This is a genomic window from Parasedimentitalea huanghaiensis (assembly GCF_009753675.1).
Classification (GTDB): Bacteria; Pseudomonadota; Alphaproteobacteria; order Rhodobacterales; family Rhodobacteraceae; genus Parasedimentitalea; species Parasedimentitalea huanghaiensis.
Genome location: NZ_WQLV01000016.1, coordinates 92,053 through 114,048 on the forward strand (window position 1 = coordinate 92,053; position 21,996 = coordinate 114,048).

At 53.1% G+C, this 21,996-nt stretch carries 20 protein-coding genes; 12 read left to right on the top strand and 8 right to left on the bottom strand.

The features are described 5' to 3' along the window. Window positions 1-15 precede the first annotated feature (15 nt). The 5 genes from GO984_RS19910 to GO984_RS19930 form a co-directional block, all read right to left on the bottom strand. Window positions 16-1,299 (bottom strand): TRAP transporter large permease, encoded by a 1,284-nt coding sequence (locus tag GO984_RS19910; RefSeq protein WP_157024327.1) that lies wholly within the window; start codon window positions 1,297-1,299, stop codon window positions 16-18. 3 nt (window positions 1,300-1,302) lie between these two features. Beyond that, on the bottom strand, window positions 1,303-1,866 hold the full coding sequence (locus GO984_RS19915; protein WP_157024328.1) for a TRAP transporter small permease subunit: 564 nt from the start codon (window positions 1,864-1,866) through the stop codon (window positions 1,303-1,305). Window positions 1,867-1,930: 64 nt separating this feature from the next. Continuing rightward, window positions 1,931-2,968 (bottom strand): TRAP transporter substrate-binding protein, encoded by a 1,038-nt coding sequence (locus tag GO984_RS19920; protein ID WP_157024329.1) that lies wholly within the window; start codon window positions 2,966-2,968, stop codon window positions 1,931-1,933. Between the two features lie 2 nt (window positions 2,969-2,970). Beyond that, on the bottom strand, window positions 2,971-3,804 hold the full coding sequence (locus tag GO984_RS19925; protein ID WP_167740437.1) for a putative hydro-lyase: 834 nt from the start codon (window positions 3,802-3,804) through the stop codon (window positions 2,971-2,973). A gap of 75 nt (window positions 3,805-3,879) precedes the next feature. Continuing rightward, window positions 3,880-4,779 (bottom strand): LysR family transcriptional regulator, encoded by a 900-nt coding sequence (locus GO984_RS19930; RefSeq protein WP_157024330.1) that lies wholly within the window; start codon window positions 4,777-4,779, stop codon window positions 3,880-3,882. 570 nt (window positions 4,780-5,349) lie between these two features. On the opposite strand from GO984_RS19930, the gene GO984_RS19935 reads away from it, so the two are divergent. The 4 genes from GO984_RS19935 to GO984_RS19950 all read left to right on the top strand — a co-directional run bounded on the left by GO984_RS19935 (window position 5,350) and on the right by GO984_RS19950 (window position 10,051). After that, a complete protein-coding gene (locus tag GO984_RS19935; RefSeq protein ID WP_157024331.1) occupies window positions 5,350-6,258 on the top strand; it encodes a hypothetical protein in 909 nt (302 codons plus the stop codon). Between the two features lie 445 nt (window positions 6,259-6,703). After that, window positions 6,704-7,741: a TRAP transporter substrate-binding protein gene (locus tag GO984_RS19940; RefSeq protein WP_157024332.1), complete on the top strand. Its 1,038-nt coding sequence runs from the start codon at window positions 6,704-6,706 to the stop codon at window positions 7,739-7,741. Window positions 7,742-7,814: 73 nt separating this feature from the next. Beyond that, entirely contained in the window at window positions 7,815-8,597 is a 783-nt protein-coding gene (locus GO984_RS19945) for a TRAP transporter small permease subunit (RefSeq protein WP_157024333.1), read from the top strand. Between the two features lie 23 nt (window positions 8,598-8,620). Continuing rightward, a complete protein-coding gene (locus tag GO984_RS19950) occupies window positions 8,621-10,051 on the top strand; it encodes a TRAP transporter large permease (protein WP_245231189.1) in 1,431 nt (476 codons plus the stop codon). Between the two features lie 167 nt (window positions 10,052-10,218). Here GO984_RS19950 and GO984_RS19955 read toward each other — a convergent pair whose 3' ends face one another. After that, entirely contained in the window at window positions 10,219-10,875 is a 657-nt protein-coding gene (locus GO984_RS19955) for a GntR family transcriptional regulator (protein ID WP_157024354.1), read from the bottom strand. A 139-nt stretch (window positions 10,876-11,014) separates the two neighbouring features. On the opposite strand from GO984_RS19955, the gene dctP reads away from it, so the two are divergent. The 7 genes from dctP to GO984_RS19990 all read left to right on the top strand — a co-directional run bounded on the left by dctP (window position 11,015) and on the right by GO984_RS19990 (window position 17,606). Further along, entirely contained in the window at window positions 11,015-12,001 is a 987-nt protein-coding gene (gene dctP, locus GO984_RS19960) for a TRAP transporter substrate-binding protein DctP (RefSeq protein ID WP_157024334.1), read from the top strand. A gap of 70 nt (window positions 12,002-12,071) precedes the next feature. Further along, window positions 12,072-12,620 carry a TRAP transporter small permease gene (locus GO984_RS19965; protein WP_157024335.1) on the top strand — a complete coding sequence of 183 codons (549 nt, stop codon included), beginning with the start codon at window positions 12,072-12,074 and terminating at the stop codon, window positions 12,618-12,620. Next, entirely contained in the window at window positions 12,621-13,937 is a 1,317-nt protein-coding gene (locus GO984_RS19970; RefSeq protein WP_157024336.1) for a TRAP transporter large permease, read from the top strand. It begins immediately after the preceding gene. Beyond that, the gene (locus tag GO984_RS19975) at window positions 13,934-15,181 is read left to right on the top strand and encodes a malonyl-CoA decarboxylase domain-containing protein (protein ID WP_167740438.1); all 1,248 of its coding nucleotides are present in this window, start codon (window positions 13,934-13,936) and stop codon (window positions 15,179-15,181) included. Before GO984_RS19970 ends, GO984_RS19975 begins: the two co-directional genes overlap by 4 nt. A gap of 10 nt (window positions 15,182-15,191) precedes the next feature. Next, window positions 15,192-16,709 carry a malonate--CoA ligase gene (locus tag GO984_RS19980; protein ID WP_157024338.1) on the top strand — a complete coding sequence of 506 codons (1,518 nt, stop codon included), beginning with the start codon at window positions 15,192-15,194 and terminating at the stop codon, window positions 16,707-16,709. Window positions 16,710-16,800: 91 nt separating this feature from the next. Next, on the top strand, window positions 16,801-16,944 hold the full coding sequence (locus tag GO984_RS19985) for a hypothetical protein (RefSeq protein ID WP_157024339.1): 144 nt from the start codon (window positions 16,801-16,803) through the stop codon (window positions 16,942-16,944). A 113-nt stretch (window positions 16,945-17,057) separates the two neighbouring features. Then, the gene (locus tag GO984_RS19990) at window positions 17,058-17,606 is read left to right on the top strand and encodes a YaeQ family protein (protein WP_157024340.1); all 549 of its coding nucleotides are present in this window, start codon (window positions 17,058-17,060) and stop codon (window positions 17,604-17,606) included. A gap of 218 nt (window positions 17,607-17,824) precedes the next feature. Here the strand turns inward: GO984_RS19990 and GO984_RS19995 are convergent, their stop codons facing one another. Both GO984_RS19995 and GO984_RS20000 read right to left on the bottom strand, forming a co-directional pair. Then, entirely contained in the window at window positions 17,825-19,732 is a 1,908-nt protein-coding gene (locus GO984_RS19995; RefSeq protein WP_157024341.1) for an FAD-dependent monooxygenase, read from the bottom strand. Window positions 19,733-19,855: 123 nt separating this feature from the next. Beyond that, window positions 19,856-20,575 carry a helix-turn-helix transcriptional regulator gene (locus GO984_RS20000; protein ID WP_157024342.1) on the bottom strand — a complete coding sequence of 240 codons (720 nt, stop codon included), beginning with the start codon at window positions 20,573-20,575 and terminating at the stop codon, window positions 19,856-19,858. Window positions 20,576-20,661: 86 nt separating this feature from the next. Between GO984_RS20000 and GO984_RS20005 the strand changes: the two genes are divergently transcribed. Continuing rightward, on the top strand, window positions 20,662-21,606 hold the full coding sequence (locus GO984_RS20005; RefSeq protein WP_157024343.1) for an alpha/beta fold hydrolase: 945 nt from the start codon (window positions 20,662-20,664) through the stop codon (window positions 21,604-21,606). The last annotated feature ends 390 nt before the right edge of the window (window positions 21,607-21,996 follow it).

Here is a 21,996-nt window from a genome sequence, read left to right on the forward strand (position 1 = left end):
TTTAGTCCTTTGGTTCTAGTAGAATAGTGACGGCAACCACAGCGCCAAGCCCGGGAAGACAAGCAACAGACCAAGCATCACAAACATGGTCAACACAAAGGGCAACGCGCCTTTCATGACGTCCATCATCACGCCTGTTTTGCGCAGGCCCTGCACGACATACAGGTTAATGCCAATCGGCGGTGTGATGAGAGCCGTTTCCAGAAGCACCATCAGCAGGATCCCAAACCACACCGGGTCAAATCCAAGTGCCACCACAATGGGTGTGATCAGCGGTGCCATGGTCAACAGCATGGACAGGGTTTCCATGAAACAACCAATCACTACGAGCACCAGAATGATCATCAGCATGGTCTGCATTGGTGACCAACCAAGACCAGTGACAAAATCGGTCAAGGCCTGGGTCAGCCCGATGATGGACAGGACAAAGTTCAGGAACACAGCTGCCACAATAATCAGCATGATCATGGCAGTGGTCCGCATGGTGCCCTCAATGGCTTGGCGCATCATGTCGATACTCAGTTTGCCATTGATCGCCGCCAACACCATGGCCGCCACAACTCCCAGTGATGCAGCTTCGGTTGGGGTGGCTATGCCTGCGTAAATCGACCCGACAACGACCATGAAAATGCCCATTGGCGGGATCAGGGAGGGTAGCGCGCGCAGTCGCTCACCCCAAGTATACCTAAGCCGCTCACCACCCCAGGACGGGCGTAACATGCACATTGCAACAATTGTGCCCATGAACAGCGTTGCCAAAAGGAAACCGGGAAGGAAGCCTGCGAGATATAGTTCGGGCACCGAAGTGTTGGTGAGCATGCCGTACAGGATCAGGTTTATCGACGGTGGGATCAGGATTCCCAAGGTCCCCCCCGCTGCGATGGTACCCAGAAACAGCGGTTCATTGTACCCACGTTTCTTGATCTGCGGGATAGCAACGGTGCCAATGGTCGCGGCGGTAGCAACCGAAGATCCGGATGTGGCAGCAAATAAAGCTGAAGAGCCTATGTTGGAATGCATTAAGCCGCCTGGCAACCACCCCAGCCATTTGACGATGCCGTCGTACATCCGCTCGGTGATACCAGCCCGCAGCAGGATCTCGCCCAACATCACAAACATTGGGATCGCCACCAGCAGAAAATCGGTGCTTGTTTGCCAGGCCATATCTGAAATTGCGCGATGCAGAGGCATTGGGCTGTCTGTCCATTGCAGGATCAGGCCAAGCCAGCCCAAAGAGGCCGCGATGGGAACGGCCAGTCCAATCAGGGCTAGCAAGATGAGAAGTGTTTTCAACAACATGACTTAGACGCTTTCGTCTTGGATTTGTTCATCTATGGATTTCACGCCGATCAACTCTTGCACTCCGGTGGTATCACCAGCCAAGAGCCTCTTGACCGCAACCAGTCCCAGCAGGACGCCCGTAATCACAAACAACACCCAGCCAAGCAGCCAGGGGATTTGCGGATAGGCCAACGGAACCCGCATTGGCGTGATAGACCGAGAGCCATGTTTCAGAGTGTCGCCCACCATGCCCCAGACCATCGTCGTCACAACCAGCGCGAACCCAACCAGCAACACAAGGCCAAGCAGATTGATCACAGAGTGTAGCTTGCGTGGGATCACTCCCATCAGCGCATCAACCCGAATATGGGCGCGTTCAAACAGAGCAAAGCTGAGCGCAAAAGATGTGGCCACCCCAAACGCATAGCCCGAGATCTCGTCGGCCCCGCCCAGCGAAATATTGAAGACCTTGCGCAGCAAAATTTCCAGAGTGACCAGAAAGGCTGACAAGACGATCAGGGTTCCGCCTATCCACGTCAGCCATAGGCTTAGTTTTTGGGTTCGGCTCAGAAGAGATTCAAGCATCGGTTCACGCCTTTCGGATGCAAAAAGGGCGGCCAGTTACCTCGGGCCGCCCGGATTGTTTGGTTCAGTTGGCGGCGGCGGTCATGCCAAGGACCTTGCCAACGGTATTGTTCCAATTCTCGGCACAGTCGGCGCCACAGCGCTCTGCCCAGCGCGCGAGCACCACATCAGTGGCGACCGTATCGCGAATGGCCAGATCTGTGGACGAAGGCTCAACAAGTTTCATAGCACCCTTTTCACCGATCTCGCAGTCACCACCGGTGATACAGGAAATAGCCACCGCATCCTCGGTTGCGGTTTCAGCCCACATCCGGTCGTTCAATGCAGAAATTTCGGTCTGCATCAGCGCCTGCTGTTCTGCCGACATCGAATTCCACTTGTCCATGTTCATCGCGCCAAAGGCCAAACCCCAGCCGACACGCAGGGTGTAAGCATGCGTGGCAACCTGTTGCCAGTTTGCGGTGTAGGCCGACATGGTACCGGTAATGCCACAGTCCACCACGCCTTTTTCCAGAGCCGGGATAACTTCGGAAAATGACACCGTGACGGATGTCCCTCCGACGCCTTCGACAAAATCGCCTAATGTTGTTGCGTAAACGCGGATCTTCTTACCCTTCAGATCCTCGATTCCATTGACTTCGGCGTTGCACCACAGCGTCTGGCTGGGGAATGGGTACAGCATCAGCAGCTTGGCATTGTAAGTCTCTGCAAAAGCCTTTTCCATCGTTGGGTAATAAGCCTCAGCGACCTGACGCTGGGTTTCGATGTCTTGTGTAACCGAGCTTAGATCCGCGCCTTCGAAAATTGCGTTTTCCGCAGCAACATAGCCGGGCAAACCAAATGCAAAGTCAAAGACACCATTTTTGACCAAACGCATAATTTCGAAGCCTTTCAGTCCTAGCCCCGACTGAGATTGAATTTCCCCCACGATCTGCCTGCCCGAGGCCTCGGCAAGACGTTCGTTAAAGAACGGACCTTCGTGTTTTTGATAGTTGGTTAGACTGGACCATGTGCCAACGGCTTTGAGAAGGACCGGGCTGTCAGCAAAAGCTGTGCCTGCCATTAACGCCAGTGCGCCAGCCGCTGTTGCAAATCTTTTCATCTTCATTCTCCCTTAAAGTGCGTGTCTGTCTGATAGTTCGGAACTTCGGCGTATTCGCTGACATCGGTGATCAGCATGTGACCGGGCGTGTGCGTAATGCAGAGGGGTAGCCCTGCTTGCTCAATGGCGACCTGAGGGGTGACACCGCAGGCCCAAAAAACTGGAACATGACCCTGGACTTGCGGAGCCGCATCGCCCCAGTCGGGACTTTCAAGATTGTCTATGCCAATCTCTGCCGGATCCCCCCAATGGACCGGTGCACCATGTGCCAACGGATAATGGCGCGAAATCTCGACAACCTGCGCAACGCGATCTTCCGGCACAAAGCGCATGCTAACCACCATCTTCCCTGAAAACGGCCCGGCCGGTACCGTCTCTATGCCCGAGCGGAACATTGGTACTGTTTTGTTGTTATCGATGTGCCAGAGCGGAATACCCGCCTGTTGCACCGCATTTTCAAAGGTAAAGGAGCAGCCCAATGCAAAAACCACGAGATCGTCCTGCCAGAGGTCTGAGATATCGTTGACTGTTTCGATCAACGAGCCGTCACGATATACGTTATAGGCAGGTACGTCGGTCCGAATGTCGATGTCTGCACCTAAGGTGAACATCATCGGGTTGCCCGTATCTGAAACCCCACTAAGTGGGCAGGGTTTTGGGTTACGCTGGCAAAACCGCATGAAATCCAGAGCAAAAGCTTTGGGCATAATCGCCAGATTTGCCTGTAGAAATCCTTGTCCCAATCCCGCTGTATGAGACTGGTACTGCCCAGCGCGAATGGCTGCCCGGACCTTTGCCAGACCACTTTCTTTGAGCTGATGATATGATGTGTCCACGCGATCCCCTCCACTTGCAGCAAGGGTCACAGGAAGGGGCTATAAGGTCAAATTGAATGATTTTGTCGAAAGTGATCAATCATTTTTATCACCCTGGTAGGCATAGGCAACATCTCTGGCTGCCTGCGCAGCAGTTTCAATCAGATGGCTTTTTGGTTCTGCCAGATATGAAGCAGTGAACTGAAGTGGCCCTGGCAGCCAGCCAGGATCAAACTCCCGGATGCGCCCTGTGCTTACAAAGTCTTGTCCCAAAGCTCTTGGGAGAACTGCAACCCCAAGATCCGCCTCAACCAGCCGAAAACAGGCCGAAAGCGATGACGAAGGAAACATCGAGACATCAGGGCCGACCCGCTCGAAAAGCATTTCCTTCAGCTCGCGAAAGGGGCGTGTATTGCGAGCATAGGTGAGCACTGGCCGAGACAAATATTGCGCTGGATCCTGTTCTTCGTCTGCCTTTGCCGAAACATACCAAGCGAGATCAAACCCGGGTAATTCAATATTGTTGACCGAATATTCTGAAACCGGACCAAGCAAAATTGCTAAGTCTATTTCTCTGTTCATCAAACCAGCGCGAAGGTTGATCGAGATGTCGACGTTAAATTCTATCTCTAGTTTTGGATAAAGACCGTGCAACCGTGCAACCAGATCAGGAAGCCAGCATTGGGCAATGGTTTCAGACACCCCTAACCGCAGACGGCCCTCAATCCCAGCAGGATCCACAACGTCTTTCTCAACCAATTCGGCCAGATGCTCGAACTTCTCTGCATGAGCAACCAGTAACTCTCCCCGTTTGGTCAGCTTCATACCGGCAGATGTTCGGTCGAACAGGCTGCAGGTCAGGCTCTCCTCAAGGGTCTTGATCCGAGCAGTAACAGCCGGTTGTGTCAGGTTTAGCCCATTGGCCGCCCGGCGTATGCCGCCCAACCGGACGACAGTCAAAAACGTTTTCAACTGTTCGATATTGATTCTGGTCATGATTGAAACTGTGGCATGTCCATTTCGAAACTTCCATTTTTACAAATTGGTCCTGCATCTCAACCAATTCGCTCAATATCTCACTGGTCGATTGTCCGTCGCATATAACTTGGACCATCAGAGCGGCTTGGCATTGGTGTTCCCACCCACAGCTTTGGAGATGTCACCAACGATGCAAAAGCGGAAAACAACAGTCCGCCACGGTTGGCAGCAACGAAGGCTAAGCTCAAGTCGTGAACTTTGCGAAGTCGAGGCCATCGCACTGCCCGATGAGGTGTGTACAGCACAATCTGGGTACTAATGCAGTTTCCGGATCGCGACCGCTGCCCCTGGAAATCAGCACTCGAACCATCGGACGGCCAACTGCAATTGCTAAATCCAAGTTGATAAAAAAGGCCAACCAAAGCATGCTAGTATTTTCTAGTGCTCTTTAGGGGGAAGAGTATGAGCAGTCGCTCGCCGTTCCGCGACTTTATAGAAGTTGGTTCTACCTCAACTACTAAGCAGTAGTAATCTGTGCAGTCGCGAGAACGCTAGAATTCAAAAATAACGATTGAAATGGGGGAAACGATGGCTACGACACTTAACAATAGCAATATTGAAAAGATTAAGAAACTCATTCTCAAAGAAGGCTATCTCACGAGCTTCTGGCGTGAGTACCGGTCGAACGCGACTAAGGGGTGTGGCGTTGGCAAAGCGCTGGACAATCTGAAGAAATTAGGTGTGCCAAAGAACGGCGATCCCTCCAAAGGTAAACTTGACCAGATGCCTGAGATTATTCAGGGTTTTGACGATTTATCTGTGGCTATGCTGAAGGCGCGCGGCAAATGCGGCGGCGGTCAGAAGCACACAAAAGAATTTTGCGTCGCCTACGGAAAGCACATTGAAAAGCTTCACGCTGAGGCAGTCAAACTCGCCCAAGGTGGCGCGCAAAAGGCCATGGCGAAGGAACTGCTGAAAGATGATCCCAAGAAAGAAAAAGGCCTAGACCCTAAGGTCATCCAAGCCAACACCAAGGCTATTCTGGAAGCGGCTAAGAAATACACCGAACTGGCCAAATGGCTTGTAGCAGTCCAGCAAACCTCTGCAAAAGCGGCAAAGTTGTTGGAATCAAAAATGTCTGCCTGGGCAAGCCAGCGTAACAATGATGGCATCGATACTCAGCGCCTTGACGCAGCGATGGAAGCCGCCATCAAAAAAATCGCAGTTGATGCTAAGATTAAGCCATCCTTCCAGAACATGCAGAAGACCCAGAAAGAACTGCAAAATATTTTGAAAGTGGTAAAGAAAGTCAAAACTGAAGGCATTGATCCGAAAGTTGTGAGGGCCTCCTCTGATGCGATCAAAAAGGGCGACAAGGCTTTCGATTTAGCACGCAAGGCGATTGAGGGCTTTCTTTCTGACTATAAAGGCGCACTGCAGGTGGTTGCGGAAGGAAGAGACCGAAAGGTGAGCGAGGCGCAGGTCGAGGGTCATTAACCCACCAGTTTGACGCCCTCATCAGTCAAACCCAAAATTGGGTGATGGACTGCAGGCATTTTGCACAGCCAAATTCAGGCAAATGGGGGCGTATTTTCAACGATACGCCTTCTGCTCCATCTGGAGCAATGTGCAGAAAACGGCGCTTATCTCTCGAGGCTTGGTGAGACATGGATAAGCCTGAACCCCTCATGGAAGCGTCCAGAATTGTCGATTGTTCGCCACTCAAGGGTACTCCTGTCGAGGCCAATTTTTCGCAAACTCCCCCCTTCAAATCAGACCTTGATTTCCTTCGCAATCAATATGGTTGCCGACGCAAATCTGGACAATCTCAAGTTAACAAGTGAATTTTCCAGAAAACTGGTTATAAAAAATTACCAAATTTTGCGATGTGAGTCGCTTTAGCTGGTTTTTGTGCCAAAAAACTGTTCTCGGGAGGAACAATATGACGATCACATTACGTGCCGCAGTAGCCGGACTCGCCTTGATGGGCACATCCGTCTCGGCTCAGACAACAATCGAAATGACCACCGCTTTTGGCCAGAACCTGCCGATCCTTGGCACGGCCGCCGTGGATTTCACCGACCGGCTGAATGCGATTTCCAACGACATCGAAATTGAACGGTATGACCCCGGCAAACTGGTGCCAACCCTGGAAGCCCTAGATGCGGTTGCCAACGGCTCGGTCGATGCGGCCTATGCCACATCAGGATACTGGCAGGGCAAAATCAATTCCGCTTCGCTGTTTGCAGCCGTACCATTTGGCCCGGAAGCAGGTGAATTCCTGGGTTGGATTCTCTATGATGATGGCGCCAAGTACTGGCAGCAAATGTATGACGATGCCGGCTATAATGTGCACGCTATCCCGTGTGGCGTGATCGCCCCTGAAACCTCAGGCTGGTTCAAGAAAGAAATCAACACCGTCGAAGACCTCAAAGGTCTGAACATGCGGTTCTTCGGCCTTGGGGCCAAGGCGATGGACAAGCTTGGCGTTTCGACCTCGCTGCTGGCAGCTGGCGATATCTTCCCGGCGCTGGAACGTGGCGCTATCGACGCGACTGAGTTCTCGATGCCTCGCATTGACGCCCGTCTTGGCTTCCACAAGATCGCCAAGTTCAACTACTTCCCCGGTTGGCACCAGCCCTCGACCCTGTTTGAACTGCTGGTCAATGGTGACGTCTGGGCTGATCTGGACGAAACTCAACAGGCTCAGATCGAAACAGCTTGTCTTGCCACAATCACCACCAACCTGGCTGAAGGCGAAGCCACCAACTATGCAGCTATGGTTGATAACGTTGAAAACAACGGCGTGACCATCAAGCGCTGGTCCCCTGAAATGCTGGCTGCGTTTGAAGGTGCATGGGACGAGGTTGTCGGTGAACTGGCAGCTGACGATCCTTTCTTCCAAGAAGTCTGGGCAGATCTGCAGGACTACCGCGAAGGGTATAAAACCTGGTCAACAATTTACCTGCCGCGCAACTGATCGCAGCACGTAAAACTATAAGGTGGCGGCTGCCCAATGGTGGCCGTCATCGCTTGAATAGGGGAAGAAAGTCATGACTGGGGCCAATATCGACGTCGAGCAAGTGCTCAAGATCACAGATCCAGGTGAGGTGAACCGCTCGGAACATCTTTGGGGAGACAGGCTTGTGATCAATCTTGGCAATGTTATTGCCTGGTTGTTCCCGATCCTGATGCTGGCGATCGTCACTCAGGTGATCATCCGCAAGATGGGCATGAACCAAGCCTGGCTCGACGACTTGCAGTGGTGGCTTTACGGCATCGCCATGCTCTCGGCTTTTGGCTATGCAATCACCACAGACAGTCATGTGCGGGTCGATATTTTTCACGCCAATTACAGCAAACGCAAACAGACACGGATTGAAGTGTTTGGACTGGGCTGGCTGCTATTGCCGTTCCTTTTGATCATGACGGACGTGCTGATGCACTACGCGTTCTCGTCTATCGCTGCGCGCGAAGGATCAGACAGTCCAAACGGGCTACACGGCCTCTACCTTTTGAAATCCGCTCTGCCTCTTTTGTTTGTTGTAGCGATCATATCGACCATTGCGACACTGTCGCGCAATCTTGCCAAACTGAATGACCCGGTGCTTTGGCGGATGATCCTCGGCGGGCTACCAGGATTTTGGTTTTTGGCCGAGCGCGCTGTGCACTACGCCCTGTGGTGGATCGTGCATCTGTCCAACCCCGAATTACCCATCCGCAAGGTCGTACGTGAACCCATATTCGACAACACAGTCTGGTACGGCCTGGGCCTTATCACCATAATTGCCGCTATCAGCTTTATGCTGAATCGCCGCGCCGACTCCGGGGCCTGAAATAAATGGAAATACTCTCTGCTATGGGCACGGTCATGGACCTGAACCAATGGTTGGTTCTGGCCATGTTCCTGACCTTTATTGTCATGCTGTTTCGCGGCATTCCCGTGGTTTACGCGCTGGTCGGTGTCAGTCTGATTTTTTCAGTCTTTGCCTTTTTGGTGCTAGATCCCAACAAGAAGCTAATCAACGAGTTCATCGACTTTCACCGCACCGGCGTTTCATATGTGAAGTTACACGCTAATGCCGGCCGTTTCTTCGGCGGCATCATCAAGAACCCGATCCTCGTCGCGTTGCCGATGTTCATCTATATGGGCTTGATGCTGGATCAATCTGGCGTCGCGCAAAAGATGATGCGCTCGATGCAAGTGCTATTTGGTGCTCTGAAAGGCGGGTTGGCACTGACTGTCATGTTGATCGGCATCATTCTTGCGGCTTCGACTGGGGTGATTGGCGCGTCAGTGGTCTTGCTGGGTGTCATGGGCATCCCCACGATGATGAACCAGAATTATGCAAAACCCATTGCGACTGGCACCATTGCTGCGTCAGGGACGCTGGGTATCCTTATTCCACCGTCGATCATGCTGGTGATCATGTCGGATCAACTGGCGATTTCACTGGGTGATCTGTTCATGGGCGCCCTATTCCCTGGGCTCCTGCTTGGCGTGCTGTACATCGTCTATATCATCGCCTACGGCTTGATATCACCGAGTTCGATGCCGGTGCCGGAAAACCGTGAACCGATCAGCATTAAGGTGGTTAGGGATGTTGCACTTTCAGTTGTGCCGCCCTTTGGCCTCATCATTGTTGTACTTGGTTCAATCTTCTTTGGCCTGGCGACACCAACCGAGGCATCAGGTCTTGGCGCGCTTGGCGCAACTCTGCTGGCGCTGGCGTCGCGCAATCTGAATGGCAAAGTTTTCAAGGATGTGATGCGCCAAACACTTAACACCTCGGGTTACATTGTTGGGATCTTCATCGCTGCTAACTTCTTCTCGTATATTCTGCGTCGTTTTGGTGGTGATGAGATCATTGAGAACATGGTGCTGGGAAGTTTTGATAACCCCTACATGGTTATTGCTTTCATTCTATTCATCATCTTCCTGCTCGGTTTCTTGTTAGACTGGATCGAGATCACTCTGATTATCATGCCATTGATGCTGCCGGTTATTCAGAGTCTGAACATTCCGGTCGAGGGCTATGGCGTCGTCGACAATCCTTCCGTTGTCTGGTTTGCGATTCTTGTGGCAGTGACATTGCAAACCTCTTTCCTGACGCCTCCGGTCGGTTTTGCACTGTTCTACCTCAAGGGTGTTTGTCCTCCAGGGATCAGTTTGAGCCACATCTATCGCGGTATTATCCCCTTTGTTTTGCTTCAGATACTGGGGCTTTTGATCGTGTTCTTCGTCCCGCAATTGACAACTTGGTTGCCGGCTGTTGCCTACGGAAACTAAATTGCCTTGCCAGAAAGCCATATTTAGGCCTCCTGACAAGGCTCCCAAAATGCCCACGTAGTTAATAGCGTCGCGCCTCCCCTACCTCACGAAAAAAAAGGCGCGGCGCATACATTCAGACCAAAGCCACAGCGCCGGTAATCTGTCCGCAGTTTCAGGTAAGTTTCCTATCCCTTAGAGGTCTTCAAACTCGAGATCAGGAGGTGAAACTTCTCACCCTGTATGGCGACATGGCCGCGCAAGGCCTCGGTAGCCGCTTCAGAGTCTCCGGCTTGCAGTGCAGATACAATTGCGACGTGCTCAGCCATCGATTGCGCCATCCTACCTCGCACCCGAAGCTGATGTCTGCGAAAGGGCTTCAGCCGGCGATGTAAACGCAGGGCTTCCTGCTCTAGGAAGCTGTTACCAGATTGTTTGTAAATGAAGTGATGAAAGTACTCGTTCTCACGATAATAGTCATCCATGTCATTGTGGTCGATTGCTTGCTGGCACCGCTTGTTCGCTTCCAGCAGCACGTCGATCGCCTGATCTGAAATTCTAAGCGCAGCCAAGCGGCCACACACGCCTTCGATCTCAGCCATGGTTTCAAACATTTCCATCAACTCAACCGGGCCCGGCTGGCGCACAAAAACCCCACGCCGAGGGATTTGTTCCGCCATCCCCGAGGCAATCAAGCGTTGAAAGGCCTCCCGAAGCGGCGTGCGTGACACCCCAAACTGGGCTGCAAGTTTAACCTCATCCAAGCGATCCCCATCCTGAAATTCACCAGCAAAAACCAGCTCTTCCAGCTCATCAGCAATCATATCAGCGCGTCGAATTTCCATATGTGTTGGATACCAGACGTCCGCCATGCGCGCAAGATTGAGTTTCTTGTATACAAGATTGTTGACTTTGAATTCGAAACAACCAACAATCCCCCAACTAACTCAGAGCGTGAACAACTGAGCATCCAGGGAGGATAACATGAAAACGAATTTGCTTACCGCCGCGGCTACCGCTGCAGTGCTGGCCCTATCAGGCGCGGCTGGCGCAACCGAGCTCCGACTGTCCCATCAATGGTCTAATAAGGATATCCGTCATCAGGTTGCGCAGATCGTTGCGGATGAAGTTGCCGCAGCGGATGTAGATCTGGACATCAAGATTTTTGGCTCAAAGTCCCTGTTCAAACCCCGCGAGCAGTATAAGCCGCTCAGCCGTGGTCAGCTGGACATGACCGTTCTGCCGCTCAGCTATGCCGGTGGCCAGCAACCTGCCTACAACCTGACCCTGATGCCCGGTCTGGTGAAAAACCACGACCACGCCGCTCGCCTTTCCAGCTCTCCGTTTATGGAAGCGCTCGAAGCCAAGATGGCTGACGACGATGTGATGGTGCTGGTACACGGCTATTTGGCCGGTGGCTTTGCTGGCAAGGACAAATGCATCACTAGCCCAGACGACGTAAAAGGCCTGCAGACACGCGCCGCAGGCAAATCGTTCGAGCAGATGTTGGCTGGCGCCGGCGCCTCGATTGCTTCGATGGCCTCGTCCGAGATTTATAACGCCATGCAGACCGGTGTTCTCAGCGCTGCCAACACCTCGTCCTCGTCCTTTGTGTCCTATCGCATCTACGAGCAGGTCAGCTGCTATACCCCAGCCGGTGATGTGGCCCTATGGTTCATGTATCAGCCGCTGCTGATGAACAAATCGACTTTTGATGGTCTGACCGAAGCACAGCAAGCTGCCATCCTCGCCGGTGCAGCCAAGGCTGAGGCGTTCTATCTGGAAGAAGCCAAGAAACAGGATGCCGCTTCGGTAACGGCTTACGAAGAAGCCGGTGTCGAGATCGCTGAAATGACTGCCGAAGATTTCGCCGCATGGCGCGCCATTGCGCAGGAAACCTCGTATAAGAAGTTTGTCGAGGAAGTCCCGGACGGGCAAGCCCTTCTGGATCTGGCGCTCGCAGTAGAGTGATAAAAATCGGACGTTGCATGTCATGCAGCGTCCATTCCAAACTACCCCCGGAATATCAAAGGAAGACGGAATGGCTGGCCATAGCTCAGCCGCCGTAGCGCACGCAGGGAACAACCCGTTCCTGCGCGCTGTGGCTGCTATTTCAACACTCGCCGGATGGGTCTCGGCGGCAATGATTGTCACTGCCGTGGCCATCACCTGCCAAATGATCTTTATCCGCTTTGTCCTAAATGGCTCCACCGTTTGGCAGACCGAAGCGGTGATCTATCTGGTCATCTCAGCCACTCTGGTTGGTCTGCCTTACGTGCAACGCCTGCGTGGCCACGTGAATGTGGATCTAATCCCGCTGATGCTGCCCAAACCGGCACGTAAGGCCCTTGCTATCCTGACCCTGTCCGCTTCAATCGTGATCGTCGCGATAATGCTGTGGTATGGCTATGAATACTGGCACTTTGCCTGGGCGCGTGGCTGGCGGTCTGACACCATCTGGGGTGTTCGCCTGTGGATCCCCTATCTGGCCTTGCCCTTCGGTTTTGCCCTGTTTCTGTTGCAACTGGTCGCAGATCTGGTCGCGGTCCTTCTCAAAATCGATCAACCCTTTGGTCTGGAGGATCGCTGAATGGATCCGCTATTTTTGGGCGCCATTGTCGCCGTTGCCACCATTTTGGTTTTGTTTTCCGGAGTCTCTGTTGCCCTGGGCTTGCTAATTGTCTCCGGCGGGTTCCTGGTGATCTTCGATGGCATGCGCTCGCTGGAACTGATGCCAGAAATTCTGTTCGGCAAGCTGGATAATTTCGCCCTGCTGTCGATCCCGATGTTTATCATCATGGGCGCCAGCATTTCTTCAACCCGGGCAGGTGCCGATCTGTACGAAGCATTGGAACGCTGGCTCACCCGTGTTCCGGGTGGGTTGGTCATCTCCAACCTTGGTGCCTGCGCCTTGTTCGCCGCAATGTCCGGTTCCAGCCCGGCAACCTGCGCTGCTATTGGCAAGATGGGTATCCCCGAAATGCGCAAACGCGGCTACCCGGATGGCGTCGCTGCTGGGTCGATTGCCGCCGGCGGCACGCTGGGTATCTTGATCCCGCCGTCGGTCACCATGATTGTCTATGGCATTGCCACTGAAACCTCGATTGGCCGCCTGTTTCTGGCCGGCGTGATCCCAGGCCTACTGCTAGTCGGTCTGTTCATGGCCTGGTCACTGTATTCAACCTGGAAATCGGGTGACACCAACCTGCTAAGCGCCCGCAGCTATACTTGGAAAGAACGGTTTGAAGTCCTGCCCCGAGTGGTGCCCTTTCTGGCGATCATTCTGGGTGTTCTCTATGCCATGTATGGTGGCATCGCCACGCCGTCAGAAACCGCCGCTGTTGGTGCCCTTCTGTGCCTGCTCATTGCTATCGTGATCTACAAGCTGTGGCATCCACGCGATCTGTGGGTGGTCTTGCGTGACAGCACCAAGGAAAGCGTGATGATCCTGTTCATTATCGCTGCCGCTGGCGTGTTTTCCTACATGTTGTCCAGCCTCTACATCACCCAATCCATCGCCGAATGGATTGGCACTTTGGATGTGAACCGCTGGGTGCTCATGGGCGCAGTCAACGTTTTCCTGCTGATCGCCGGGTTCTTTTTGCCGCCCGTAGCGGTGATCCTGATGGCGGCACCGATCCTGCTGCCCATCATCATCACAGCTGGTTTTGACCCCATTTGGTTTGCGGTGATCTTGACCATCAACATGGAGATCGGCCTGATCTCCCCTCCAGTAGGTCTGAACCTCTATGTGATCAGCGGCATCGCACCTGACATCCAGCTGAAGACCATCCTCTTAGGGTCCCTGCCCTTCGTGGCCTGTATGGTGGTGGCGATTGTTCTTTTGTGTCTGTTCCCCGGTCTTGCAACATGGTTGCCAGACGCCGTTATGGGGGCACGGCAGTGAGCTTTCTTGCGGATCTTCTAACCACGGTTTTTGAGCGCCGCTATCGCGGCGCTTCGGAACCGGATCACCAACGACGCACGATCGAGGAACTGTGCACCGACTTATTGAGCAGTTCGGGCGAGGTTTCAGGCATGGTCCTTGCCCGGCATATTCTGGACAGCTATGGGGCAATGGATGAGGACGGCAAAAAGGCTTTCTTTGACTTCCTGACCACACAATTGGGCATCGACCCCAACCAAGTCAAAAGCGCACTTGAGGCTTATGCGCTTGAGGCCTCCAAATCCAACTACCGCCAGTTCATGGAAGCATCAGAACCCCCAAGACAAGAATTGGCCCGTCGGCTCAATCAGGTTCCTGGTGCGACCAAGCAACTGGTCGAAATGCGCAGGGACTTGCTGAAACTGGCCCGCAAGCATCCCGAATTAGCTGTTGTTGATCTGGACCTGCGCCATCTGTTCGCCTCGTGGTTCAATCGCGGGTTTCTGGTTCTGCGCCCGATCAGCTGGGAAAGCCCGGCCGATATTCTGGACAAGATCATCGCCTATGAGGCCGTGCATGCCATAGACAGCTGGGATGACCTGCGCCGCCGATTGCAACCCGCAGACCGACGCTGTTTTGGTTTCTTCCACCCTGCCATGCCAGACGACCCCCTGATCTTTGTCGAAGTCGCCCTGACCCAAGGCATCCCTGGTTCGGTCCAAGGCCTACTGGCGGACGAGCGTGACAATATCGCCGCCGAGGACGCCGACACCGCCGTTTTCTACTCAATTTCTAACTGTCAGGCCGGTCTGGCGGGGATTTCATTTGGCAACTCGCTGATCAAACAAGTGGTCTCCGATCTGTCGCGCGAACTGCCCAATCTTAAAACCTTCGTCACCTTGTCCCCGATCCCCAGCCTCAACCGCTGGCTGGAAGAGTCCGGCGCGCAAACCGGCCCTCTGCCCGAAGACCAACAACGCCAGATTGCCGCACATTACCTACTGAACGCCAAACGCGCCGACGGTACCCCCTATGATCCGGTTGCCCGCTTCCACCTGGGCAACGGCGCCCTTGTCCATGCCGTGCACGCCGATGCTGACCTATCCGAAAACGGCCTCGCACAATCTGGTGGCACAATGGTCAATTACCTGTATGACCTGCCCCTAATTTCTCAAAACCATGAACGCTTTGCCTCGGGTCAGGACGTTGTTGCATCACCCGAGGTCACCGCGCTAAGCGCGACCGCCGAACAAAAAGACACATGAGGACCACACGATGACCAACCCTCTCTACGACACTCTCTTTGGTCGCTATGCCGGGAAGACAACGCCATTTCTGCACCTTCCAGATGGCAGCACAATTACTCATGACGACTTTCTGAGCATGGCGGCGCGCTATGCCCATGTGTTCCGCAATGCCGGGGTCGAGCCGGGTGACCGGTTGGCTGTTCAGATCGAAAAGTCACCCCAGGCGCTGGCAATCTACGCCGCCTGTGTTCAGTCAGGAATTGTCTTTCTACCCTTGAACACCGCCTACACCGCAAACGAGGTTTCGTATTTCGTTGAGAACAGCGGTGCCAAACTTTTGGTCTGCGACACTGCCAACGAGACTGCATTGACCCCCATCGCACAGGCCGCCGGGGCGCTGCTGGAAACTCTGAACGCGGATGGTGCTGGGTCACTCAGCACGCAAGCCGCAACCCTGCCCAGTAGTTTTCCCACAGTCTCGCGCACTCACGATGACCTAGCGGCCTTTCTCTATACCTCTGGCACCACTGGTCGCTCAAAGGGCGCCATGCTCAGCCAGCAGAATTTGCTATCCAACGCTGAAACCCTTGTGGAATATTGGAAATTTACCGATCAGGACGTGCTGCTGCACGCCCTGCCGATTTTCCACACACACGGGCTATTTGTTGCCTCAAACATAACCCTGCTGGCCGGTGGATCAATGATCTTCATGGGTAAGTTCAACCCAGATCAAATTATCGAAAACATGCCCCATGCCACATCAATGATGGGGGTTCCAACCTTCTACACCCGCCTGCTCGACGACACCCGGTTTACCAAGGCCCTAACCAAACACATGCGGCTGTTCATCTCGGGAAGCGCACCACTTCTTGCAGATACCCACATACAATTTGAAAACCGCACAGGTCATCGCATTCTGGAACGGTATGGCATGACAGAAACCAATATGAACACGTCAAACCCCTATGAGGGCGAGCGGCGCGCTGGAACAGTTGGATTTCCGCTTCCAGGTGTTGATCTAAAAATTACAAATGCAGAAACAGGCGACACCTTGCCAGCTGGAGAGATAGGTCAGATCGAGGTCCGCGGGCCAAATGTCTTCCAAGGCTACTGGCAAATGCCTGAGAAGACCGCTGAAGAGTTGCGAGATGACGGTTTTTTCATCACCGGCGATCTGGGCGTGATTGACGATCAAGGCTACGTGCAGATTGTTGGCCGCAACAAGGATCTCATCATCTCTGGCGGTTACAACATTTACCCTAAAGAGGTTGAATTGGTTCTGGATGATCAGCCCGGTGTTCTGGAAAGTGCGGTTGTTGGCGTGCCCCATCCGGATTTTGGCGAGTCCGTGGTTGGTTTTCTGATTGCCTCAGATGAAGCAGAGCCCGATCTCGATGCCATCAACCGCACCGTTGGAGTCTCTTTGGCGCGCTTCAAGCATCCGAAGAAATTGATAGTCCTGCCCAATCTGCCTAGAAACACGATGGGGAAAGTGCAGAAAAATCTGTTGCGAGAACAATATGGTGAGTTGTTTTCTCGGCAATAACTCTACGTTGAAACTTTGAGAGAAGCCTGCGGCTTTGGCGACGTAACCGCTCTCCCTCTGCAGATCATTGCTGACGCCCATCGGAGCACTGATGGTCGATCGCTTTGTCAAAGCTGAGCTATGCCACATCACAATCCGCGAGGATCAGATTATCCATGTGGTTAAAGGCACACGGCTCAAGGTGATGACCATTGCGGCCATCCGCTGTACGGGCCCACTATCCATCGTCGTCTAGCCAAATAACTTGGAATTTTTGACTCTACTTCTTTTTTCAGATGCCTTTTATCTGCTTTCACAAAACCACGCTGCGCCCTAAACATCCTTATCTTCGCTAGTCCGGGTAAAATCATGGCGCAAAAAGCCACTATATATAAAGTCGAGCTTTCTGTTTCAGATATGGATCGTCACTATTATGAGACCCATAAACTGACCGTTGCGAAGCATCCCTCAGAAACAGACGAACGGCTGATGGTACGTATTCTCGCGTTTGCACTGAATGCCCATGAGCACTTGGAGCTCACCAAGGGTCTTTCAACGGATGACGAACCAGACATTTGGCAGAAAAGCCTCAGTGATGAGCTTGAGTTGTGGGTGGCGTTGGGGCTTCCGAGTGAAAAGGTAATTCGGCAATCGTGCGGCAAAGCGAACGACGTAATTGTCTATAGTTACGGCGGCAGGCCCGCTGAGATGTGGTGGGAGAAGATAAAAAACAGCACCACTCGGTTTGATAACCTTCAGGTTATCAACTTTTCGGAGGCAGAGACCCGCGAACTGGAGCAACTCGCAAATCGCTCAATGAAGCTGCAGGTTAATATCCAGGAAGGTGAGGTGATGGTCAGTGTTGACGATAGTATCGTTTACATAACCCCTGCCAAATGGAAAAATACAAACCACTGATCGTCAATTTGCCCAGCCGTTTCTCTCTCGATGCCAAGAGTGATCCTACCTGTGTAGACCAGCCCCTCATCAGCCTCATCAGTGTCGTAGCGGAAGACGGTGAAAAGACGAGAACGTTACGGTATCGCTCAACTACAATAGTCAAACACTGCCCATCAATGTGTCCCTCTGTCATTTTAGCGCGTTCACCGCCAACAGTTGCTCGTAAGAGATCGAAACTAGGCCGCCGCTGGGCCACCAAACAGGTCCTGAACCCCCATAACGTTTTGAAAGAAAACTGCGAGTTCCTCGAAGCCATCCAGCGGCAGGACATGAGCGATATACTGGTCAGGACGGATTACCAATAAAGACCCTGACCTCCGGTCGACCCCGCGTAGGTCAAAAATGTCGGGACCCTGCTTAAGATCGGGGCAGAATGCCTTTTCGTAATCCGTTAGATGGTGGATCCCTTTGGAAGGTAGAAGCAGCTTTGGAAGTGTTTCTAGAGCCATAACTTGATGCGACAGCTGGAACACGGCGCGCAGATCAAAGACACTGTCGATGTCGGCCCTGTCAGGCGTAAATCGTGTGATTGGACTGTCGGCATCGTTGGTCAAAAAATCACAAAGCTGAGCAATCCCACCACCAGGTTGACCGCTATCCCCCGCCGCTGCAAAGGCGATTAGCCGCCATCGTCCATCTGCCTTGAGCGTATGGCCAAGCTGCATTGGCTTACCGTCACCCAGTCGGATCACAGGGGCAGAGTGAAAGCGCATTCCAACTTTGAAACCCGTTGCCAGTGACTGATGCTTTTCCGTCGCCGTGATGAGAGAGGTTTCATATCTCGTCTCAACTCCAGCGGTGTACCGCCCATGTTTCTTGAAAAAGTGCTGAAATTGCGCGGCCTCCGCAGCGTCTTTGGGTTTAGTACTAAAAAGGCGCGCCATGTCCCTGTCGAAATCAATCAGTTCTTTAGCTTTGGCACGTCGTTCTTGCGAATAGGTGTGCAGCAAAGCCGGATCTGCCTGCCCCCGCAGAACCGCAGCCAGCTTCCATCCCAAATTGAACGTGTCAGCCATCGACACATTCATACCTTGGCCAGCCTTTGGGCTGTGGGTATGGCACGCATCACCGGCGATGAAGATATGTGGGTTGCGGCTCCCCCGCTCCGCGTCAGAGACATCGTCAAAGGAGTCGCAGACTCGTTGGGCAATTTCGTAAGCAGACCACCAGGCAACTTCCTTCACATCCAGCGAAAACGGAGCAAAGATAGCGCGCGCTTTTTCGATCAGCATTTCAGATGATACGTTTCTGTCAGAGGCACGTTCATCGCCGTGCAGTTCGTCCAGTTCAATATACATCCGAACCATGTAGCCGCCTTCGCGCGGAATAATCAGGATGCTGCCTTGATCTGCCGACTGCATGGCTGTTTTCAACCGGATGTCCGGGAAATCTGTGATGGCCAGTACATCCATTACACCCCAAAGCTGCCTCGCAGAGGCCCCTTTAAGTTCATGGCCTACGGACTTGCGCACAATGCTACGTGCGCCATCACAGCCAACAACGTAACGTGCGCGGATGCTTTCCGTCTCTCGGTCGCCATCAAGGCATCTGAACTTGGCGGTGACTGGATAGTCCGCGTCGTCGGACTTGGTCAGTTCAAACAGTTCGCGATTGTAATCTGGTGTCAGGCGATGCGGGCTGTTGCGCATGACCTCCAGATGAAAATCATGCACTCTAGCTTGGTTGAGGATAACATGGGGCATTTCTGACAGATCATCTGCGACGTCCTGTATTCGATCTGCCCGCTGAAGACCTGAGCCATCCTCGCCCGGGCGCCAGAAAGCAACCTCATTGACCCAGTAGCCCTCCTTTGTCACCTTTTCCGCGAATCCAAAGGCTTGAAACATCTCAATTGACCGGCAAGCTATCCCATCGGCCTGACCGATTTCCAGCGGTCCCGATTTGCGCTCTGTGATCCGAGTGGTGATCTCGGGGAATGCAGACAACTGCGCAGCAAGTGTCAGCCCAGCTGGACCACACCCAACGATCAAAACGTCAACGGTTTCTGGAGAACTAGGTGCGACTTCCAGCGCCTTCGCGACAAAGGGACCGCCGGGTTGAAAGCCATTCAGATGATATTGCATATTGGGTCGTCCGGATTAGGTAGTATGCATATCAAATAGCAAGCATTTCAACCCAATGTCAATATAGTATGCATACATACCATAATACCCCGAAAGCAATTGCCTTCAGCGGCTTATCAAAAGTCAGCTGTGCGTTTGTTGAATTGGACGGACGTTGTCATCAAAGGGCACATGCCGTCGGTGAAAATTTGCCCCCTCGACGTGCTCAGGTTCGCTGATCCTATCCATCCGAAAATACCGGAAATCTTGGCGAGAAGGATCCCAAGCGACCAAGTACCAAAGTGGTGGCAAGATCAGCATGGCTTGAGGCTCAACATACCGCATGGTCTCAACTCCGTTTGCGTCACGATACCGGAAACGCAAGTATAGCCGGTTGAGAAAAGCAGGCTCAAATGCGGGGAGGAGTGCCGGATCCATCGTTCCCATATTTGATATGTCGACCTCCGGTGACAACGTCCCGACGTACAGGCAGTCCAAAAAGCGGCGCAGGTCTCGGACCTTGTCCGAAGGCAAGGCCTTCTCAATCTTGGCAAGCCCGGCGTCGGCAAGTCCAGAAAACGGTAGGTTCCCGGCTGCGCGCATGCTCGCGACACTGATCAAAAGCGCAAATACTTCGGCCACCGAAAGGCGCGGAGTGGTCTGAACAGACTGTGGGTCGAGATACAAGCCGCCCCCCCGGCCCGGTTCAGAATGAATAACATACCCTTCATCCCGCAGCGCCGCGATATCACGCAGTACAGTGCGCCGAGAAGCGCCAACATCACGCCCAAGTTCCGCAACGGTTGATGTCCCATTGCGGCGTAGGTTGCGAACGATGGCGTCTTGTCGGGTACGAGTATTCATTCTGCAAACTACCATTCAATGGTGTCAATTTTTGGCACCATTAGACTTTAGGCAGCCCTCAAACGTACAAACAAGGAGAAACTGCTATGTTTAACCCCGCCGAATTCCCTACGCCCACACTTATTTCAGTGAACGGTGTTGAGCTTGAAGTTTTTGAGACCGGTCAGGAAAATGCAGGAAATCCAATTGTGCTTTGTCATGGCTGGCCAGAGCATGCTTTTTCCTGGCGGTATCAGATGCCAGCCCTAGCTGCTGCAGGCTATCATGTCATTGTCCCAAACCAACGGGGGTATGGCAACTCATCCCGCCCGGCCAACGCAACAGACTACAGCATCGATCATTTGTCGGGCGATCTCATCGCACTTCTTGATCACTATGGGTACGAAGATGCCACTTTTGCCGGTCATGATTGGGGGGCAAATGTGGTCTGGGGGCTAACACTGTTGCACCAAAACCGGGTTAAGAAAATCATCAATCTAGCGCTACCCTATCAAGCGCGCACAGAAAAACCCTGGATAGCATTCATGGAGGATTTTCTGGGAAGCGACAATTACTTCGTTCACTTCAACCGACAGCCGGGCGTTGCTGACGCAGTGTTGGACGGAAATACATCCCAGTTTCTTCACAACATATTTCGCAAAAACGTGCCTCCTTCACCGCCAGAGCCCGGCATGATGATGATTAATCTCGCTCGAGCAGAAGTGCCGCAGGGTGAACCCTTGATGAGTGACAACGAACTGGCCGTATTCGTCTCTGCCTTTGAAGAAACAGGGTTTACGAGCAGTATCAACTGGTACAGGAACCTTGATCGCAATTGGCAAATTTTGGCAAACGTTGACCCAATAATTCAAAAGCCAGCGCTTATGATCTACGGGGATCGTGATGTGATCCCGAAGTCCGAAAACCTATCGGATTTCGTACCCAAAGTTGACGTAATCAGCCTTGATTGCGGCCATTGGATCCAACAGGAAATGCCTGATGAAACGACCCGCGCAATGTTGCAATGGCTGGAACACCATAGCGCTGAATAGGCCCATGTTGAACAGCCCACCAGCTTGATCGGGGCACGCGCGAATAGCTCGGAGTATGCGATATCACCGGGCACTGTCTCATTGCTGTTGCTAACACCAGGGGCTTCACACGCCAAGAAGAATTGGCCTATTGGATCGTGGCCAACAATGGGACATATGAACTTTGGTTTGACCATTGCAGGTAGGGCGCTGAACGAGCCAGTTTGTCTTGATCAGAAACCGCTGGCCTTTGGTTCATCAGGTCAGTGCTCGTTCGCCTTACTTTTGTTGATCCCTGCCCTAGCGAAAGGCAGGATGAAGCTTCCCCCCTTCGGCTCCCTGGTGTTTCCAGCTCCGAGCCACGAACGCCAGAAGCGCACCTTTTGGGCGCCATTGTGTTGTTCTGCATGA

What these genes read in the sequence shown, in the direction of transcription:
- GO984_RS19910 (WP_157024327.1), bottom strand. Translation starts at nt 1,299, where the DNA reads ATGTTGTTGAAAACACTTCTCATCTTGCTAGCCCTGATTGGACTGGCC.
- GO984_RS19915 (WP_157024328.1), bottom strand. Translation starts at nt 1,866, where the DNA reads ATGCTTGAATCTCTTCTGAGCCGAACCCAAAAACTAAGCCTATGGCTG.
- GO984_RS19920 (WP_157024329.1), bottom strand. Translation starts at nt 2,968, where the DNA reads ATGAAAAGATTTGCAACAGCGGCTGGCGCACTGGCGTTAATGGCAGGC.
- GO984_RS19930 (WP_157024330.1), bottom strand. Translation starts at nt 4,779, where the DNA reads ATGACCAGAATCAATATCGAACAGTTGAAAACGTTTTTGACTGTCGTC.
- GO984_RS19935 (WP_157024331.1), top strand. Translation starts at nt 5,350, where the DNA reads ATGGCTACGACACTTAACAATAGCAATATTGAAAAGATTAAGAAACTC.
- GO984_RS19940 (WP_157024332.1), top strand. Translation starts at nt 6,704, where the DNA reads ATGACGATCACATTACGTGCCGCAGTAGCCGGACTCGCCTTGATGGGC.
- GO984_RS19945 (WP_157024333.1), top strand. Translation starts at nt 7,815, where the DNA reads ATGACTGGGGCCAATATCGACGTCGAGCAAGTGCTCAAGATCACAGAT.
- GO984_RS19950 (WP_245231189.1), top strand. Translation starts at nt 8,621, where the DNA reads ATGGGCACGGTCATGGACCTGAACCAATGGTTGGTTCTGGCCATGTTC.
- GO984_RS19955 (WP_157024354.1), bottom strand. Translation starts at nt 10,875, where the DNA reads ATGGAAATTCGACGCGCTGATATGATTGCTGATGAGCTGGAAGAGCTG.
- dctP (WP_157024334.1), top strand. Translation starts at nt 11,015, where the DNA reads ATGAAAACGAATTTGCTTACCGCCGCGGCTACCGCTGCAGTGCTGGCC.
- GO984_RS19965 (WP_157024335.1), top strand. Translation starts at nt 12,072, where the DNA reads ATGGCTGGCCATAGCTCAGCCGCCGTAGCGCACGCAGGGAACAACCCG.
- GO984_RS19970 (WP_157024336.1), top strand. Translation starts at nt 12,621, where the DNA reads ATGGATCCGCTATTTTTGGGCGCCATTGTCGCCGTTGCCACCATTTTG.
- GO984_RS19980 (WP_157024338.1), top strand. Translation starts at nt 15,192, where the DNA reads ATGACCAACCCTCTCTACGACACTCTCTTTGGTCGCTATGCCGGGAAG.
- GO984_RS19985 (WP_157024339.1), top strand. Translation starts at nt 16,801, where the DNA reads ATGGTCGATCGCTTTGTCAAAGCTGAGCTATGCCACATCACAATCCGC.
- GO984_RS19990 (WP_157024340.1), top strand. Translation starts at nt 17,058, where the DNA reads ATGGCGCAAAAAGCCACTATATATAAAGTCGAGCTTTCTGTTTCAGAT.
- GO984_RS19995 (WP_157024341.1), bottom strand. Translation starts at nt 19,732, where the DNA reads ATGCAATATCATCTGAATGGCTTTCAACCCGGCGGTCCCTTTGTCGCG.
- GO984_RS20000 (WP_157024342.1), bottom strand. Translation starts at nt 20,575, where the DNA reads ATGAATACTCGTACCCGACAAGACGCCATCGTTCGCAACCTACGCCGC.
- GO984_RS20005 (WP_157024343.1), top strand. Translation starts at nt 20,662, where the DNA reads ATGTTTAACCCCGCCGAATTCCCTACGCCCACACTTATTTCAGTGAAC.